The sequence below is a fragment of the Cupriavidus sp. 05L310 genome (assembly GCF_056398185.1).
Window position 1 is genome coordinate 206,004 of sequence record NZ_JBFTOX010000003.1, and the last position, 14,843, is coordinate 220,846.

At 63.5% G+C, this 14,843-nt stretch carries 14 protein-coding genes; 12 read left to right on the forward strand and 2 right to left on the reverse strand.

The window, feature by feature from the left end; all coding sequences use genetic code 11:
* The 5 genes from AC1DS6_RS03355 (at nt 1) to AC1DS6_RS03375 (ending at nt 5,378) form a co-directional block, all read left to right on the forward strand.
* Nucleotides 1-1,752 carry an IlvD/Edd family dehydratase gene (locus AC1DS6_RS03355; protein WP_477102040.1) on the forward strand — a complete coding sequence of 584 codons (1,752 nt, stop codon included), beginning with the start codon at nt 1-3 and terminating at the stop codon, nt 1,750-1,752.
* 12 nt (nt 1,753-1,764) lie between these two features.
* Nucleotides 1,765-2,745 (forward strand): 2-hydroxyacid dehydrogenase, encoded by a 981-nt coding sequence (locus tag AC1DS6_RS03360; protein WP_477102041.1) that lies wholly within the window; start codon nt 1,765-1,767, stop codon nt 2,743-2,745.
* A gap of 68 nt (nt 2,746-2,813) precedes the next feature.
* Complete coding sequence (locus tag AC1DS6_RS03365) at nt 2,814-3,599, forward strand: SDR family oxidoreductase (RefSeq protein ID WP_477102042.1); 786 nt, start codon at nt 2,814-2,816, stop codon at nt 3,597-3,599.
* A 78-nt stretch (nt 3,600-3,677) separates the two neighbouring features.
* Nucleotides 3,678-4,613 carry a dihydrodipicolinate synthase family protein gene (locus tag AC1DS6_RS03370; protein ID WP_477102043.1) on the forward strand — a complete coding sequence of 312 codons (936 nt, stop codon included), beginning with the start codon at nt 3,678-3,680 and terminating at the stop codon, nt 4,611-4,613.
* Between the two features lie 30 nt (nt 4,614-4,643).
* On the forward strand, nt 4,644-5,378 hold the full coding sequence (locus AC1DS6_RS03375; protein ID WP_477102044.1) for a ribonuclease activity regulator RraA: 735 nt from the start codon (nt 4,644-4,646) through the stop codon (nt 5,376-5,378).
* A 52-nt stretch (nt 5,379-5,430) separates the two neighbouring features.
* Here the strand turns inward: AC1DS6_RS03375 and AC1DS6_RS03380 are convergent, their stop codons facing one another.
* On the reverse strand, nt 5,431-6,312 hold the full coding sequence (locus AC1DS6_RS03380; RefSeq protein ID WP_045237572.1) for a LysR family transcriptional regulator: 882 nt from the start codon (nt 6,310-6,312) through the stop codon (nt 5,431-5,433).
* A gap of 107 nt (nt 6,313-6,419) precedes the next feature.
* Here AC1DS6_RS03380 and AC1DS6_RS03385 point away from each other — a divergent pair, with 107 nt between their 5' ends.
* The 5 genes from AC1DS6_RS03385 (at nt 6,420) to AC1DS6_RS03405 (ending at nt 12,433) form a co-directional block, all read left to right on the forward strand.
* Nucleotides 6,420-7,352 (forward strand): dihydrodipicolinate synthase family protein, encoded by a 933-nt coding sequence (locus AC1DS6_RS03385; protein WP_477102045.1) that lies wholly within the window; start codon nt 6,420-6,422, stop codon nt 7,350-7,352.
* An 88-nt stretch (nt 7,353-7,440) separates the two neighbouring features.
* On the forward strand, nt 7,441-8,454 hold the full coding sequence (locus tag AC1DS6_RS03390; RefSeq protein WP_477102046.1) for a Bug family tripartite tricarboxylate transporter substrate binding protein: 1,014 nt from the start codon (nt 7,441-7,443) through the stop codon (nt 8,452-8,454).
* Nucleotides 8,455-8,496: 42 nt separating this feature from the next.
* The gene (locus AC1DS6_RS03395; RefSeq protein WP_477102047.1) at nt 8,497-10,041 is read left to right on the forward strand and encodes a UxaA family hydrolase; all 1,545 of its coding nucleotides are present in this window, start codon (nt 8,497-8,499) and stop codon (nt 10,039-10,041) included.
* A 38-nt stretch (nt 10,042-10,079) separates the two neighbouring features.
* Nucleotides 10,080-11,021 (forward strand): SMP-30/gluconolactonase/LRE family protein, encoded by a 942-nt coding sequence (locus tag AC1DS6_RS03400; RefSeq protein WP_477102048.1) that lies wholly within the window; start codon nt 10,080-10,082, stop codon nt 11,019-11,021.
* A gap of 119 nt (nt 11,022-11,140) precedes the next feature.
* Nucleotides 11,141-12,433: an MFS transporter gene (locus tag AC1DS6_RS03405; protein WP_477102049.1), complete on the forward strand. Its 1,293-nt coding sequence runs from the start codon at nt 11,141-11,143 to the stop codon at nt 12,431-12,433.
* Nucleotides 12,434-12,702: 269 nt separating this feature from the next.
* Here AC1DS6_RS03405 and AC1DS6_RS03410 read toward each other — a convergent pair whose 3' ends face one another.
* Entirely contained in the window at nt 12,703-13,344 is a 642-nt protein-coding gene (locus tag AC1DS6_RS03410; RefSeq protein WP_477102050.1) for an HD domain-containing protein, read from the reverse strand.
* Nucleotides 13,345-13,470: 126 nt separating this feature from the next.
* On the opposite strand from AC1DS6_RS03410, the gene AC1DS6_RS03415 reads away from it, so the two are divergent.
* Nucleotides 13,471-14,130, forward strand: a complete 660-nt coding sequence (locus AC1DS6_RS03415) for an AraC family transcriptional regulator (protein ID WP_477102051.1) — start codon at nt 13,471-13,473, stop codon at nt 14,128-14,130.
* A gap of 26 nt (nt 14,131-14,156) precedes the next feature.
* A complete protein-coding gene (locus AC1DS6_RS03420) occupies nt 14,157-14,420 on the forward strand; it encodes a helix-turn-helix domain-containing protein (protein ID WP_477102052.1) in 264 nt (87 codons plus the stop codon).
* Nucleotides 14,421-14,843 lie beyond the last annotated feature (423 nt).

Consider the following 14,843-nt stretch of genomic DNA (forward strand, 5'->3'; position numbering starts at 1 on the left):
ATGACCACTACCAAACCTAAAGGACCTGACGCTTCTTCCAAGGAAACAGGCCTTCGCAAAGGACTGACCAACTATGGCGACCTTGGGTTCTCGCTGTTCCTGCGCAAGGCGTTCATCAAGGGCTCAGGCTATACCGATTCGGCGCTCGACCGCCCGGTGATTGGCATCGCTGATACCGGTAGCGCATTCAACCCGTGCCACGGCAACGTGCCGCAGTTGATCGATGCGGTGAAGCGCGGCATCATGCTCGCTGGCGGGCTGCCGATGGAATTTCCGACCATCTCCATTCACGAGAGCTTTGCCGCGCCGACAAGCATGTATCTGCGCAACCTGATGTCGATGGATACGGAGGAAATGATCCGCGCCCAGCCGATGGATGCCGTGGTGCTGATCGGCGGCTGCGACAAGACCGTACCAGCGCAGCTGATGGGCGCGGCCTCTGCCGGCGTCCCCGCGATCCAACTGGTCACTGGCGCGATGCTGACGGGTTCGCACCGCAGCGAACGGGTGGGTGCCTGCACCGACTGCCGCCGCTACTGGGGCAAGTTCCGCGCGGGGGAGATCGACGCCGAGGAGGCTTCGCAGGTCAACAGCCAACTGGTGGCCAGCGTCGGCACTTGCTCGGTGATGGGCACCGCAAGCACCATGGCCTGCCTGGCCGAAGCGATGGGCATGAGCCTTCCAGGCAGCGCCACGCCGCCGGCCGTGACTGCCGACCGCATCCGCATTGCCGAGGAGACCGGCGCGCGCGCCGTGGCGATGGCGCGCGAGCGTCTGACCATCGACAGCATCCTGACGCCGGCTGCGTTCGAGAATGCCATGCGCGTGCTGCTGGCCATCGGTGGCTCGACCAACGGCATCGTGCACCTGGCGGCCATCGCGGGCCGCATGGGCCTGGATATTGATATGCAGGCGCTTGACCGCATGGGCCGCGAAACCCCAGTACTGCTCGACTTGAAGCCGAACGGTCAGCATTATATGGAGGACTTCCACAAAGCCGGGGGGATGGCCACCTTGCTGCGCGAGCTGCGCCCGCTGCTGCGCCTGGATGCGCTGACCGTCACCGGCCGCACGCTAGGCGAGGAGTTGGACAATGCCGGCCCGGGCTTCGCACAAGATGTGGTGCGCAGCTTCGACAACCCGATCTACCCGCAAGGTGGCATCGCCGTGCTCGCCGGCAACCTGGCGCCTGGCGGCGCAATCATCAAGCAGTCCGCGGCGAACGCGGAGCTGATGGAGCACGAGGGCCGCGTGGTGGTTTTCGAGAGCGCGCAGGACCTGATCGAGCGCATCGACCTGGACGACCTGGACATTGACGCCAACGACATCCTGGTGCTGAAGAACATCGGCCCCAAAGGCGCGCCAGGCATGCCCGAGGCCGGCTATATCCCGATCCCGCGCAAGCTGGCGCAGGCCGGCGTCAAGGACATGGTGCGGATCTCCGATGGACGCATGAGCGGCACCGCGTTCGGTACGGTGGTGTTGCATGTGACCCCCGAAGCTGCCGTGGGCGGTCCGCTGGCGCTGGTGCAAACTGGCGACCGCATTCGCCTGAGCGTGAGCCGCCGCGAACTAGCCCTGCTGGTGTCAGACGAGGAACTGGAGCGCCGCCGCGCGGCCTGCCCCGTGGTCGAGCCGAGTGCGCCGCGTGGCTATCTGAAGTTGTTCCTGCAGACCGTGACGCAGGCCGACCAGGGCGTCGACTTCGACTTCCTGCGCGCGCCCGAAACGCGCGGCAAGGCGCCTGAGTGAGGAGGGAAGGGCATGACAAGCGATAAACGTGAGCCCGTGCTGCGCATCGGCGTCTTCGAAGCAGCGCAGCAAGACGCGATCGATGCGGATTTTCGCTGCGTCTCCGAGGCCGAGATTGCGGCTGACGGCGCCTTGCGCGGCGCGGTGCGCGCCATCGTCACGCGCAGCAATTACCAGGTGCCCGTGGAGGTGATCGACCGCCTGCCCGCGCTGCGGGTGATTGCGACCTCCGGCGTGGGCTACGACGGCATCCCCGTCGACCATGCCGCCAAGCGCGGCATTGTGGTTACCAACACGCCCGGGGTGCTGGACGCGGCCGTCTGTGAACTCGGCATCGGCCTGTTGCTGGCGCTGCTGCGCAAAATTCCCGCCGCCGACCGCCATGTGCGCGGCGGCGGTTGGCGCGAGGACGACTTCCCGCTCACCACCAGCCTGGCCGGCAAGCGCGTCGGCATCGTCGGGCTCGGCCGCATCGGCATGGGCATTGCGCAGCGGCTGGCGCCCTTCGGCGTGGATCTGGCCTACACCGGCACGCAGCGCGAATGCCTGCCATACCGCTATTGCGAGAGCCCCCTCGCGCTCGCCGCGTCGGTGGACATCCTGATCCTCACCTGCCGCGCGACCGAGCAGAATCGCCACCTGGTCGACGCCGCGTTACTGGCTGAGCTAGGGCCGGACGGCTACCTGCTCAATATGGCGCGCGGCAGCGTGGTCGACGAGGCGGCACTCTGCGAGGCCCTGCACGCCGGCACTATCCGGGGCGCGGCGCTCGATGTGTTCGAGTCCGAGCCGCTTGCCGATTCGCCGCTGATCGCGACGCGGAACGTATTGCTGTCTCCGCACGCGGGTACGGCCACGCAGGAAACGCGCGCAGTGATGCTGCGGCTGATGCTGGATAACGTGCGAGCCGTGCTGGGTGGGCGAGCGGCGTTGACGCCGGTGGTCCGTGGCGTGAGCGCCGGTCTGCTCCCGGCGCGGCCGGTCCACCGCTGACTGGAACCGCGCGCGCGGCGAACGTAATTGTCCTTCCAAACATATCAATTCATTCAAGTGAGGTATTCATGCAATTAGGAATCGAGGGCAAGGTAGCTCTGGTGCTGGGCGGCGGCGGCGGCCTGGGCACCGCCATCGCGCTGGCACTGGCGGCGGAGGGGGCGAAGGTCGTGGTCGCAGACGTCAATGAGGAAGCGGCAAGCCGCACCGCAGCCACGATCGCCGCCAAGGGGGGCGCGGCGCTTGCGCGCACCTGGGATCTGGCGGACCTGGCGTCGATCGAGACGCATGTCGCCGCCATCGAGGCGCAATTCGGCCAGGTCGATATCCTGGTCAACAATACCGGCGGCCCGCCCCCCACCACCGCGTTCGGCCAGGAAACGGCACTGTGGCGCAAGCACTTCGAAAGCATGGTGTTGTCGGTGATCGCGATTACCGACCGGGTGCTGCCCGGCATGCGGGCCAGGCAGTGGGGGCGTATCGTCACAAGCACCTCGTCCGGCGTGGTCGCGCCGATTCCGAACCTGGGCGTTTCCAATGCGCTGCGCCTGTCCCTGGTGGGCTGGTCCAAGACCCTGGCGCGTGAAGTCGGCCGTGACGGCGTGACGGTCAATATCGTGCTGCCGGGGCGCATCGCCACCGACCGCATCCGCTTCCTGGACGAAGCCAAGGCCGGGCGCGAGCAACGCCCGGTGGAGGCTGTCTCGGCCGAAAGTACCGCCGCCATCGCGGTGGGCCGCTACGGCCGCCCGGAGGAATATGCCGATGCGGTGGCCTTCCTGGCCAGCGACCGCGCCGGCTATATCACCGGCTCAACCATCCGTATCGACGGTGGCCTCATCCAGAGTATCTGAGGCCGGGCGCGGGACTGCCTGCCCGCGCCCCAGCAAGACCGACCCGACCCAACACCTGCCATCGCCGGAGACCCAAAGATGCTGTTGACCGCCGACGCCAAAGGCGTTTTCCCCATTGCGCCCACGCCATTCCTGGACGACGGATCGATCGACGTAAGCTCGATCGATCGTCTGGTGGACTTCTATCTCGGCTGCGGTGCGACCGGTGTGACTGTGCTCGGCCAACTCGGCGAGGCGCCTAAGCTCGAGCACGCCGAGTCGATCGACGTGGCGGCCCGCGTGATCCGGCGCGCAGGCGGGCTACCGGTGGTGGTCGGCGTCTCGGCGCCGGGTTTCGCCGGTATGCGCGCCCTGACGCGCGAGGTGATGGACCTGGGTGCGGCCGGCGTCATGATCGCGCCGCCCAACACGCTGCGCACCGACGACCAGATCGTCGGCTACTACCAGCAGGCAGTGGACGCGATCGGCGCCGACGTGCCGTTCGTGCTGCAGGACTATCCGTTGACGTTCTCGGTGCAGATGACTGCAGGCGTGATCCGCCGCATCGTCGGCGAGTTGTCCTCGTGCGTCATGCTCAAGCACGAAGACTGGCCCGGCCTGGAGAAGATCTCGGCCCTGCGCGCCTTCGAGAAGGAGGGTTCAATGCGGCACATCTCCATCCTGTGCGGGAACAACGGGCTGTTCCTGGACTATGAAATGGAGCGCGGTGCCGACGGCGCCAATACTGGCTACTGCTTCCCGGACATGCTCTGCGACGTGGTGCGTTTGTCGGCCCAGGGCGAGCGCGAGGCCGCGCACGACCTCTTCGACGCCCACCTGCCGCTGCTGCGGTATGAGCAGCAGCCCGGCGTCGGCCTGGCCGCGCGCAAGTACGTGATGATGCGGCGCGGAATCCTCACCTCCGCGGCGCAGCGCAAGCCAGCGGCGGCCATGTCGGCGACGGCACGGCACGAGGTGGACCACCTGCTGCGGCGTCTGGCAAGGCATGACCCGCGCGCGGCACTGGCAGATTAAACCCCAAACCAAATGCAACAAGGAAACATCATGGCGACCACATCGCTTCCCCTCGACGAAAGTGTGATCAAGGCTCTGCAAGGCGTGACCACCGCAACCCTGACCACCGTGCTGCTCAAGCATGGCCTGCGCAACGTTTGGCTGCGCGGCACGCGGCCGCTGGCACCTGGTCAGCCGCGCCTGGTCGGCCGCGCTTTTACCCTGCGCTTCGTGCCCGCTCGCGAAGACCTGGCGACGCCGGCCTCCTGGGGCTCGCCAATTTCCACGCGCGCGGCCATTGAGGACATGCCGGCCGGCTGCATCGCGGTGGTGGGTGCGCTGGGCGTGACCGATGCTGGCATCTTCGGCGATATCCTGTGTGCGCGCCTGCGCAAGCGCGGCGTGGCCGGACTGGTGACCGACGGTGTGGTGCGCGACGTGGCGGGAGTGCTGGGCACGGGATTGCCGGTTTGGTGCCAAGGCACAGCGGCACCAGCTTCGGTCGCCGGTCTCACCTTCGTCGGCTGGCAGGAACCCATCGACTGCGGCGGCGTTGCGGTATTCCCCAGCGATGTCATCGTGGTGGACCAGGACGGCGCGGTGCTGATTCCCGCCGCCATGCTCGACGAAGTGATTGCCGCCTCGGTGGAACAGGAGCGCCTGGAGGGCTGGATCATGCGGGAAGTGGAGCGCGGCATGCCGTTGCCCGGCCTGTATCCGCCCAACGAGGAGAACAAGGCGCGGTACAAGGCTTGGACGGAAGGCCAGGGCGCTGATCGCTGCTAAAGGCTCCGGGCACCAACGCGGCGCCCGCACCGTCACTGCGGCGGCCGCGCGGTTAGCGTGCCCCCGCCCGCCGCGAGGCCAGCCCGAACTCCAGGAACGCCTGCGACAGGGTGGCGTGCGCTCCGTGTGGCGACCACAAGAACCCCACCTTGCGCACCGGCGCCCGACCGGGTAGCGGGATCCGCGCCACCTTCAGGCCCTCGGGCCACGGCGGCGTCCAGTCCGGCACCAGCGAGACGCCGATGCCCTGGTGGACCATGGTGGCGATGGCGTTGAGCGCGTCGATTTCCAATCGCTCTTGCGGCACGATGTTGTGCTCCTGCAGGTAGCGGTCTGCCACCATTCCTCCCCACATGCTGCGGTCGTAGCGAATGAACGGCTCGCTGGCGAGCAGGTCATGCGCGCCGCGGCTGGCCATGGCCTGCGATGCCAGCACGATGAACGGCTCTTCCACCAGCACTTGCCAGGCAAATGCCTTGGGAATCGTGAACTGCGGCGCCACGATGATGCCAGCGTCCAGGTCACCCGAGACGATGCGCCGGTACAGGTGCGAAGATGCGCCTGGCTCCACGAAAATCTTCAGTTGCGGATGCTCCGTGTAGAGCCTCTCCAGGATCTGCGGCAAGAGTCCCGTCAAGGAGGAAGTCGACACGCCCAGCCGCAGTTCCCCCACCAGGGTGTCGTCGTGCGCCACCGCGCTCAGGTCGCGCACGTCGCGCACTACCGCGCGCGCCTTGGGCAGGATGCGCAAGCCCCCCTGGGTTGGCAGCACCGTGCGGCCCGCGCGCTTAACCAGCGGCGTATCCAGCGCGTCCTCCAGCGCCTGGACCCGCGCTGCAATTGCGGCTGCCGTGAGGCCCAGGCGACGCGCGGCTTCCGCGAAGGAACCGTACTCAACCACGGCGACGAAGCTCTGCAGGTAGCGGGTGTCCATAACAAAAAAATTCTATTGATTGAACAAGGCGGTCAATGCTGTTTTTGCATTCTGCCAGTTTCTACAATTTGTCTCAAATCAAATGAAGATTCCCCAGGAGACGACTCATGGCTGATGTTGCCCGCCCGCGCGGCGTTTTCTCTCCCGTCCTCACGCCGTTCGGCGCCGACTATGCGCCGGATGCTGAGCGCTTCGTGCGCCATTGCCGCTGGTTGACGGCGCAAGGCGTGGGGCTGGCGGTGTTCGGCACCAATTCCGAAGCGAACTCGCTGTCGGTCGACGAGAAGCGCCGCTTGCTGGACGTACTGCTGGACGCGGGTATTCCTGGCTCCCAACTGATGCCTGGCACCGGCGCCTGCGCGCTGCCGGATGTCGTCGCCCTGACTCGCTACGCCGTTGCGGCGGGCTGCGCCGGCGTGTTGATGCTGCCGCCGTTCTATTACAAGGGCGTCAGCGACGATGGCCTGTTCCGTGCCTTTGCCCAGGTGATCGAGGGCGTGGACGATGCACGCCTGCGCGTCTACCTGTATCACATCCCCGCCGTGAGCCAGGTGCCTCTCGGACTGGACTTGATCGACCGTCTGCTGAGTGCCTATCCCGGCATCATCGCCGGCGTGAAGGATAGTTCGGGTGACTTCGCCAATACACGCGCCATGATCGAGCGATTCGGCGCCCGCGGCTTCGACGTATTCGCCGGCACCGAGGCTCTCCTGCTGGAAACGATGCGCGCCGGCGGCGCTGGCTGCATTACCGCCACCGGTAACGTCAACCCCGCGCCCATCGTGGACCTGTACAGGCACTGGCAGCATGCGGACGCCGACGACCGCCAGGCAGCGCTCAACCGCACCCGCGCCGCCTTCCAGCAGTTCCCGATGATCGCGGCCATGAAGGAGGCCATCGCCGCGCAGAGCACGGACGAGGCATGGCGCATCGTGCGGCCGCCCCTGACGGAGCTGCAGGCGGGCCAGCGCGAGGCACTGGCGCAGTCGCTGGACGCGCTTGGATTTGTGATGCCGGACGCGCAACTGCTGGCAGCCTGAATCGATAACAGGACCATCGGTCCATCCGTGGACAAAGAACTGCGATGGACCAGTGTTGAAAACAGGACATAACATCCGGGAGACACCTATGCCAGCCACCCACTTCACCCACCAGTCCAACGATGCGCGCCGGCGAATCATGCTGTGCGCAGCGATTGCCGGTATCGCTGCGATTGGCTGCGCCTCGCCTTCAAGGGCGGCCGACGCCTATCCGAAGAAGACTATCCGCATCGTGGTGGGCTTTGCCCCTGGCGGCGGCGCCGACATCGTGGCCCGCCAGATCGGCAACCAGCTCGCCAGGCAAACGGGCCAGACCGTGATCGTCGATAACCGGCCCGGCGCTACCGGCACCATCGCGGCGACCAACGTGGCCCAGTCGGCCGCCGACGGCTATTCGATGATGCTGGCGTCGCAGTCGACCATGGTCATCGCGCCGAGCATGTACGCCAATCTCCCGTTCGATCCGCTGAAGGACTTCATGCCGGTGACACAGGTGGTATCGATGCCGCTGGTGATGGTAGTGAATCCGTCGGTGCAGGCCCGCACAGTGCAGGATGTGATCGCGCTCGCGCGTGCCAACAAGCTGAGCAGCTATGCCTCGTCGGGCTCTGGTGGCCCGCAGCACATTGCCGGCGCACTTTTCGATTCGATGAGCGGCATCAAGCTGACGCACGTTCCTTACAAGGGTGAGTCGGCGGCGTTGACCGACGTGATGTCCGGCACTGTACCCTTGATGTTTGCCAACGTGCCGGTGGCCGCGCCGTTCATCAAGAGCGGCAAGCTCAAGGCAATCGCGGTGTCCAGCCTGGCGCGTGCCCAGGCGCTGCCGCAGGTGCCAACGCTGTCCGAGGCGGGGTTGAAGAACTTCGAGGTGCTGACCTGGTACGGCTTGTTTGTGCCTGCCAAGACGCCCGGAGCCATCGCCAGCAAGATCAGCGACGAAGTCAGCATAGCCCTGAAAGATCAGGGGTTGCGAGCCAAGTTCACCGAGCAGGGGCTCACCATCCTCGGCACCAGTCCCGAACAGTTCAGCACGTTCATGACCACCGAAGTCCCCAAGTGGGGCAGCGTGGTGAAGAGCGCCGGCATCCAGGCCGAGTGAGCGCCTAGGCTTTATCCGATTCCGCAATCCAGGAAACGTAGTATGGAAACCCAGCAAAAGAGCATCATCGGACCTTGTATCCGCCTGCATCCTGCGGACAACGTGTTGGTCGCCCGCATGAACGTGCCCATCGGCGCGCAAGTGCCGGGGGAAACCTGGGGCGTGCGTAGCCAGGTTCCCGCCGGCCACAAGATCGCCGCCCGCTTTATCAAGGCCGGCGAGCCGATCCTGAAGTACAACGTCTGCATCGGATTTGCCGCGGCCGACATCCAGCCGGGCAGCTACGTCCATTCGCACAACGTCAGCTTTCAGGAATACGAACGGGACTACGCCTTCGGCCGCGACTACCGGCCCGTGGACCCGGTCGAAGCAGGCCGGCAGGCGAGCTTCGACGGCATCGTGCGCGCCGACGGTCGTGTGGGCACGCGAAATTATCTCGGCATCCTGTCAACGGTGAATTGCTCCGCCACCGTCGTACGCAAGATCGCGGAGTGGTTCACGCCGGAGCGGCTTGCAGACTTCCCCAACGTCGATGGCGTGGTGGCGTTCAGTCACTCGCTGGGCTGCGGCATGGAGATGACAGGAGAGCCCATGGATTTGCTGCGCCGGACCATGGCCGGCTATGCGCGCCACGCCAACCTGGGCGCCGCTCTCATCGTAGGGTTGGGTTGCGAACGCAATCAGCTAAAGGGCCTGATCGACGCGCATTCTCTGGAGCCCGGGCCCCTGCTGCGCACCTTCGTCATGCAGGAAAGCGGCGGCACGCGCAAGACCATTGAGGCCGGCATTGCCGCGGTCAGGGAACTGCTGCCGCTGGTCAACAGCGTGGAGCGCCGTCCGGTGCCGGCCAGCCACCTGACCGTGGGCTTGCAGTGCGGCGGCTCGGACGGGTTTTCGTCCATCACCGCTAATCCGGCCCTGGGCGCGGCTGTGGATCTGCTGGTGCGCCACGGCGGCACCGCCATCCTGTCGGAGACGCCGGAAATCTACGGGGTGGAGCACACGTTGACCCGTCGTGCCGCCAGCCGCGCAGTCGGCGAGAAGCTGCTGGAACGCGTACTCTGGTGGAAAGAGGATTATTCCGTCGGACGTGACGTGCAGATCAACGGCGCGGTCAGCCCGGGCAACCAGATGGGTGGCCTGGCAAATATTTTCGAAAAATCACTGGGCTCGTCAATGAAGGGCGGTACGGGTCCGCTGATGGAGGTGTACCGTTACGCCGAGGCGGTCACGCAGCACGGGCTTGTATTCATGGACACGCCGGGCTACGACCCGGTATCGGCCACTGGCCAGATCGCCGGCGGCGCCAACCTGATCGCCTTCACCACCGGACGGGGCTCGATGTTCGGTGCCAAGCCTGTCCCCAGCCTCAAGCTGGCCACCAATTCGCCGATGTATCGGCGGCTGGAGGAAGACATGGACCTGAACTGCGGCACGATTCTCGACGGCGAGAGAACCATTGAGCAGGTCGGCGAAGAGATCTTCCAACTGATGCTGCTTACCGCCTCGGGTAAGGCGTCGAAGAGCGAACTGCTAGGGCTCGGGGACAACGAATTCGTACCCTGGCATATCGGCATCATGAGCTGACTACCGGCATTCGGGAACAGTAAGAAGGAAGGTACGTCATGTGGCAAGCAAGTGCACGATACCCCGATCCTCGCATCCAGGTGCTGGATCCGGAGTTCGAGAAATACCGGATCGCCTACGCCGCGGTGGAGCAGATCGCAACTGGATTTCGCTGGGCGGAAGGGCCAGTCTGGTTCGGCGATGGCCGCTTTTTATTGTGGAGCGACATTCCGAATAACCGAATGATGAAGTGGGAGGAGGAAACTGGCACGGTCAGCGTGTACCGGCAACCGTCCGGCTACGCGAACGGCAACACGCGCGACCGGCAAGGACGATTGATCACGTGCGAACACGGCGGGCGCCGCGTGGTGCGCACTGAATACGACGGTAGCCTCACGGTGTTGATCGACCGCTTTGAGGGCAAGCGCCTCAATTCGCCCAACGATGTTGTCGTCAAATCAGATGGTTCCATCTGGTTCACTGATCCGCCGATGGGAATACAAGGCAATTACGAAGGTCGCGCCGCGACCCCGGAACTGCCTCATTCGGTCTACCGGCTCGATGCCGAGTCGGGCTTGCCGACCGTCATGACAACGGAGCTGAAGGGGCCCAACGGCCTGTGCTTCTCCGCCAATGAGCGCATCTTGTACGTAATCGAATCGCGCGGAACGCCAGGGCGCAAGATTTGGGCCTATGACCTCGTCGATGGTGGCACGAGTATCGCCAACGGAAGAATCCTGCTCGATGCCGGCGCAGGAACAATCGACGGCATGCGCTGCGATATTCACGGAAACCTCTGGTGTGGTTGGGGCATGGGCAGCGACGATCTTGACGGCGTCATGTGTGTGTCGCCAGAGGGAAAACTGATCGGCCGGATCGCGCTTCCTGAACGCTGTGCAAATCTTTGTTTTGGTGGACTGATGCGCAATCGGCTCTTTATGGCTTCTTGCCAGTCAGTCTATGCCTTGTATGTGAACACGCAAGGCGCCGTAGGCGGCTGAGTTTCCGTCTTGCCGTCCACGCTTTTCCTCCCTCTTCAGCTGCTTGGAGAGCTCAGTCATTTAATTTGCAATTAATATTCTGTAATTGTACTTATAAATAGTATAGGTTTTTGGAGGCAATGATGTCTGGAAAGTATCGATATGTAGTAGCCGGCCTTCTATTTGCGGCCGGGATGATCAACTACATGGATCGCGCAGCGCTGGGCGTCGTTGCCCCGATTATTAGCAAAGAGCTGAACATTTCCCCGTCGCAGCTCGGAATTGTCTTTAGCAGCTTCTTTTTTGGATACTCCATCTTTGCGTTTGTCGGCGGACAACTTGCTGACCGCTATGGGCCTCGGCGTGTCTTCTCCTGGGCGATGGGAGGTTGGTCACTGCTGTGTGGACTCACCGCCGGCGTGACAGGCTTCACTACTCTTCTTCTGGCGCGTGCGTTATTCGGTTTCGGGGAAGGGCCGATGAATTCGACAACCAACCGGACCATTACCAATTGGTTTCCGCGTAGTGAAACCGGCAGGATGATCGGTTTCGCCTTCTCGGGGCAAACGCTCGGCAGTGCAATCGCCGGCCCGATTGTCGGACTGGTGGCAATCGCCTTCGGGTGGCGCATTTCCTTTGTCGTGATTGCGCTGATTGGATTCATCTGGATTGGATTCTGGCGCTATTTCGTTACCGATAGCCCGGCGCAGAACCGCCGTGTGGCCGCCGACGAAGTGCGGCTGATCGAACAGAGCCGCAGTGCCGCGCACCCAGCCGATGAGGGCGAACGCGGAACGACACTGCGCGAGTATCTGTTCAAGCCCAGTATATTGGCGCTGGGCACCGGCTTGTTTGCGGTTAACTACACCCTGTTCATTTTCGTATCCTGGCTGCCGAGCTATTTCACCAATGCGTTGCACCTCGACCTGAAACAGATGAGCATCCTGAGCACAATTCCTTGGGCTTGCGGCGCAATCGGCTATTTCGGCGGCGGCATCCTGTCCGATTTCATCTACAAGCGCATGAAGAATCCGCTGAATGCGCGCAAGCTCTCAGCAGTCTTGCCGCTCGCCTTGTCCGCACTCGCCATGCTTGTCGTGAGCTTCGCTACGGAGACCGCCACGGCAGTGGCTCTTGTTGCTGCTGCTGTGCTATTCCTGACTGCCTCCTCGCAGGCTTGCTGGGCACTGATGCACGAACTCGTTCCGGGAAAACATCTGGGCGGCGTCAGTGGATTTGTACACCTTCTGGGCAATATTTCCGGCATCGTCGGCCCCACCGTCACTGGCTTCGCGGTTGAGTACTTCGGCGGATACAGCAGTGCATTTGCGCTTGGCGCAACGATCGACCTGGTGGGTGTTCTGGCCATGGTGTTCGTGATCAATAGCCGGACCACAATGAGCCAACCGGTAGTGAGCAGTTCCGCTGCATAGTTGGCGTTCACCGACGCATCAGAATGGATGGCGACTATCCGTCCGTTCCGTTAGAAGGTTTGCTTCTCAAAGCAGGCCGACCACGCAATATATGGGAGAAGTTCATGAAGCGCGTCTTGATTACCGGCGCTACCGGTCATGAGCCTGCTCGCCGCCTCCGGGATCGCGCTGCTGGCATCGTCCCCACATTTGTTAGCGATTCTGTCGCAGTCAGGGCAAGGCCGTCGAATTCGCGGGGCGGTTGAAAGCCAGTGGACGCCACTGCCAGATTAGCCAGTCCACTTCGAGTTGCAGATGACGCTGCAGAAGTTCCCAGGTTTGAAAGAGGGATCCTTGTCGGCGATCACATCGGCTTTGACGTTGCCGAAGGTCGTGTCGGGTTTGTGCTGGATGCCGTCATAGAAGGCCTGAATGATGTGTTCCTTGAAATGGTCTCCACGCGGATGCGCGCGGACAACCGCTTCACGCTCAGCGTCGCTGTACTCGGGATAGGTCAGGCCCAATACGTCCATTTCCACGCCGGCAGTGACCAGCGCCACAACAGGATGCATGTGCCGGGGAATCCCTGGCGTTGTATGCAAGGCAATCGCCGTCCATACCGTGTCGATATCTTGCTGGTTGATTCCATGGTATCGCAGAAAGTCACGGGCAGCGTTCGCGCCGTCCACCTCGAAGCGCTCGCAGGCGCTACTGTGCTTGTGCGTTAGCCCCATGTCGTGGAACATGCAGCCGCAGTACAGCAGCTCGGGGTCGAACTTCAGGCCGCGATGCTTGCCGGCCAAGGCGCCGAAGTAATACACGCGGCTCGAATGATGGAACAGCAGCGGCGATGCGGTGTCCCGAACGAGTTCGGTGATTTCGCGGCTAAGCTTGCTATCCGGGATCGCGATCCCGTCGATATTCAGTGTCATGACATGTCTCCAAGATGGGGCGTCAAGGTCAATTTTCGGTCGACGCGGGCTTGTCTGCAATCGGCGTAATACGTCATATACTGCCAATTTGCGTGTCGGACCGACGTACGGGAGGTTGCCGTCGAAATGGCAATAACGGTTGCAATTGTGGCGCTACCAGGTGTCCAGCTCTTGGATGTGGCTGGTCCGCTGGACGTGTTCGCACAAGCGAATGTGGGTGGGGCACGAGGCCTACGTCTTGCGCGTCGTGGCGTGCGAGTCCGGGGTGATCCGCAGCTCGTCCGGTGCGCGGCTTGTGCCCGACGAGGTGGCGCAAGCACCTGCATAGACACCTTGCTCGTCGCAGGCGCACCGAACGCTGCGCAGATATGCATGAAGCCCGCAGTCCTATCCTGGCTGCGCACAAGCGCGGCTCGTGCCAGACGCTACGGCTCAGTTTGCACCGGGGCCTTCGCGTTGGCAGCAACCGGAATGGTGGATGGACATCGACTCACCACGCACTGGGCCGCGGTGGACCAGCTGGCGCAGGCTTACCCATGCGTTACCATCGACCAAGACGCGCTGTATGTGCGTGATGGGAAACTGCGCACGGCAGCCGGTGTCACGGCAGGGCTAGACCTCGCCTTGTCGCTGGTGGAGGAGGATTTTGGCTGGGAGATCGCCATGCGAGTCGCTGCGCAGTTGGTCATGTACTTCAAGCGTCCTGGGGGGCAGCTTCAGTTCAGTCGCAAAGGCGAACACGTCCTGCCGGGCGTTCGGCCCTGCAGGAGGTCCAGCGTTGGGTAGCGGCGAACCCGGCGTTGGAACTTAGTGTGGAGAAGCTCGCCAAGCATGCTGGCCTGAGTCCGCGCTATTTCGCGCGTCTGTTCCATGCCGAAGTCGGTGTGACGCCGGCCGCCTGGGTCGAGGTGGCACGAGTCACTGCAGCCCGGGAACTGCTGGAGACTGGTAGAGCGGCGCCCAAGCAGGTAGCTGCAAAGTGCGGCTTTACCAATGCAGATACGTTGAGGCCGGCTTTCACCAAGCATGTCGGTGTCACGCCGGCCGAATACAGGAAGCGATATGCCCGGGCATGACCTGTCCCGGCGCATAACGTCGGAGGGCTAGAGGAATGGCGGCGCTTTAGGGAAGGCCTGCGGAAACCACCTGTCGTTCGCGGACTCCGCCGAGCCATCGCGCTAGTCCGGAACCGCCCCGGCGACATCGTCCGGTGCCTCCGGTCGTTCAACCTTGATAGGCAGAAACCGTGCCGGAGTTGGCGCCGTCAAGGGGGCGCTGGCACGCTCGCGCAGCGCTTGTTCTTCGTTTGCCATAGTGTGCACGCTCTCCATCGTGAACGGATAGGGCAATCCTATTGAGACTTGTATAAATCATGACAACCGATTTGAGTCTGACGCGTTATCTGACCAAGGCGTTGATCGGGAGTCGATTGCATGGCTGGGAAGATGGACGAAGCGACCAGAAAGCGGGTTCGCGCTGGACGGATGCTGTTAGCGAAC

Bases quoted from the DNA above. Each gene is read 5' to 3' on its own strand.
- AC1DS6_RS03355 (WP_477102040.1), top strand. From the start codon at position 1: ATGACCACTACCAAACCTAAAGGACCTGACGCTTCTTCCAAGGAAACA.
- AC1DS6_RS03405 (WP_477102049.1), top strand. From the start codon at position 11,141: ATGATGTCTGGAAAGTATCGATATGTAGTAGCCGGCCTTCTATTTGCG.
- AC1DS6_RS03365 (WP_477102042.1), top strand. From the start codon at position 2,814: ATGCAATTAGGAATCGAGGGCAAGGTAGCTCTGGTGCTGGGCGGCGGC.
- AC1DS6_RS03385 (WP_477102045.1), top strand. From the start codon at position 6,420: ATGGCTGATGTTGCCCGCCCGCGCGGCGTTTTCTCTCCCGTCCTCACG.
- AC1DS6_RS03380 (WP_045237572.1), bottom strand. From the start codon at position 6,312: ATGGACACCCGCTACCTGCAGAGCTTCGTCGCCGTGGTTGAGTACGGT.
- AC1DS6_RS03415 (WP_477102051.1), top strand. From the start codon at position 13,471: ATGGCAATAACGGTTGCAATTGTGGCGCTACCAGGTGTCCAGCTCTTG.
- AC1DS6_RS03370 (WP_477102043.1), top strand. From the start codon at position 3,678: ATGCTGTTGACCGCCGACGCCAAAGGCGTTTTCCCCATTGCGCCCACG.
- AC1DS6_RS03375 (WP_477102044.1), top strand. From the start codon at position 4,644: ATGGCGACCACATCGCTTCCCCTCGACGAAAGTGTGATCAAGGCTCTG.
- AC1DS6_RS03360 (WP_477102041.1), top strand. From the start codon at position 1,765: ATGACAAGCGATAAACGTGAGCCCGTGCTGCGCATCGGCGTCTTCGAA.
- AC1DS6_RS03410 (WP_477102050.1), bottom strand. From the start codon at position 13,344: ATGACACTGAATATCGACGGGATCGCGATCCCGGATAGCAAGCTTAGC.
- AC1DS6_RS03390 (WP_477102046.1), top strand. From the start codon at position 7,441: ATGCCAGCCACCCACTTCACCCACCAGTCCAACGATGCGCGCCGGCGA.
- AC1DS6_RS03400 (WP_477102048.1), top strand. From the start codon at position 10,080: ATGTGGCAAGCAAGTGCACGATACCCCGATCCTCGCATCCAGGTGCTG.
- AC1DS6_RS03395 (WP_477102047.1), top strand. From the start codon at position 8,497: ATGGAAACCCAGCAAAAGAGCATCATCGGACCTTGTATCCGCCTGCAT.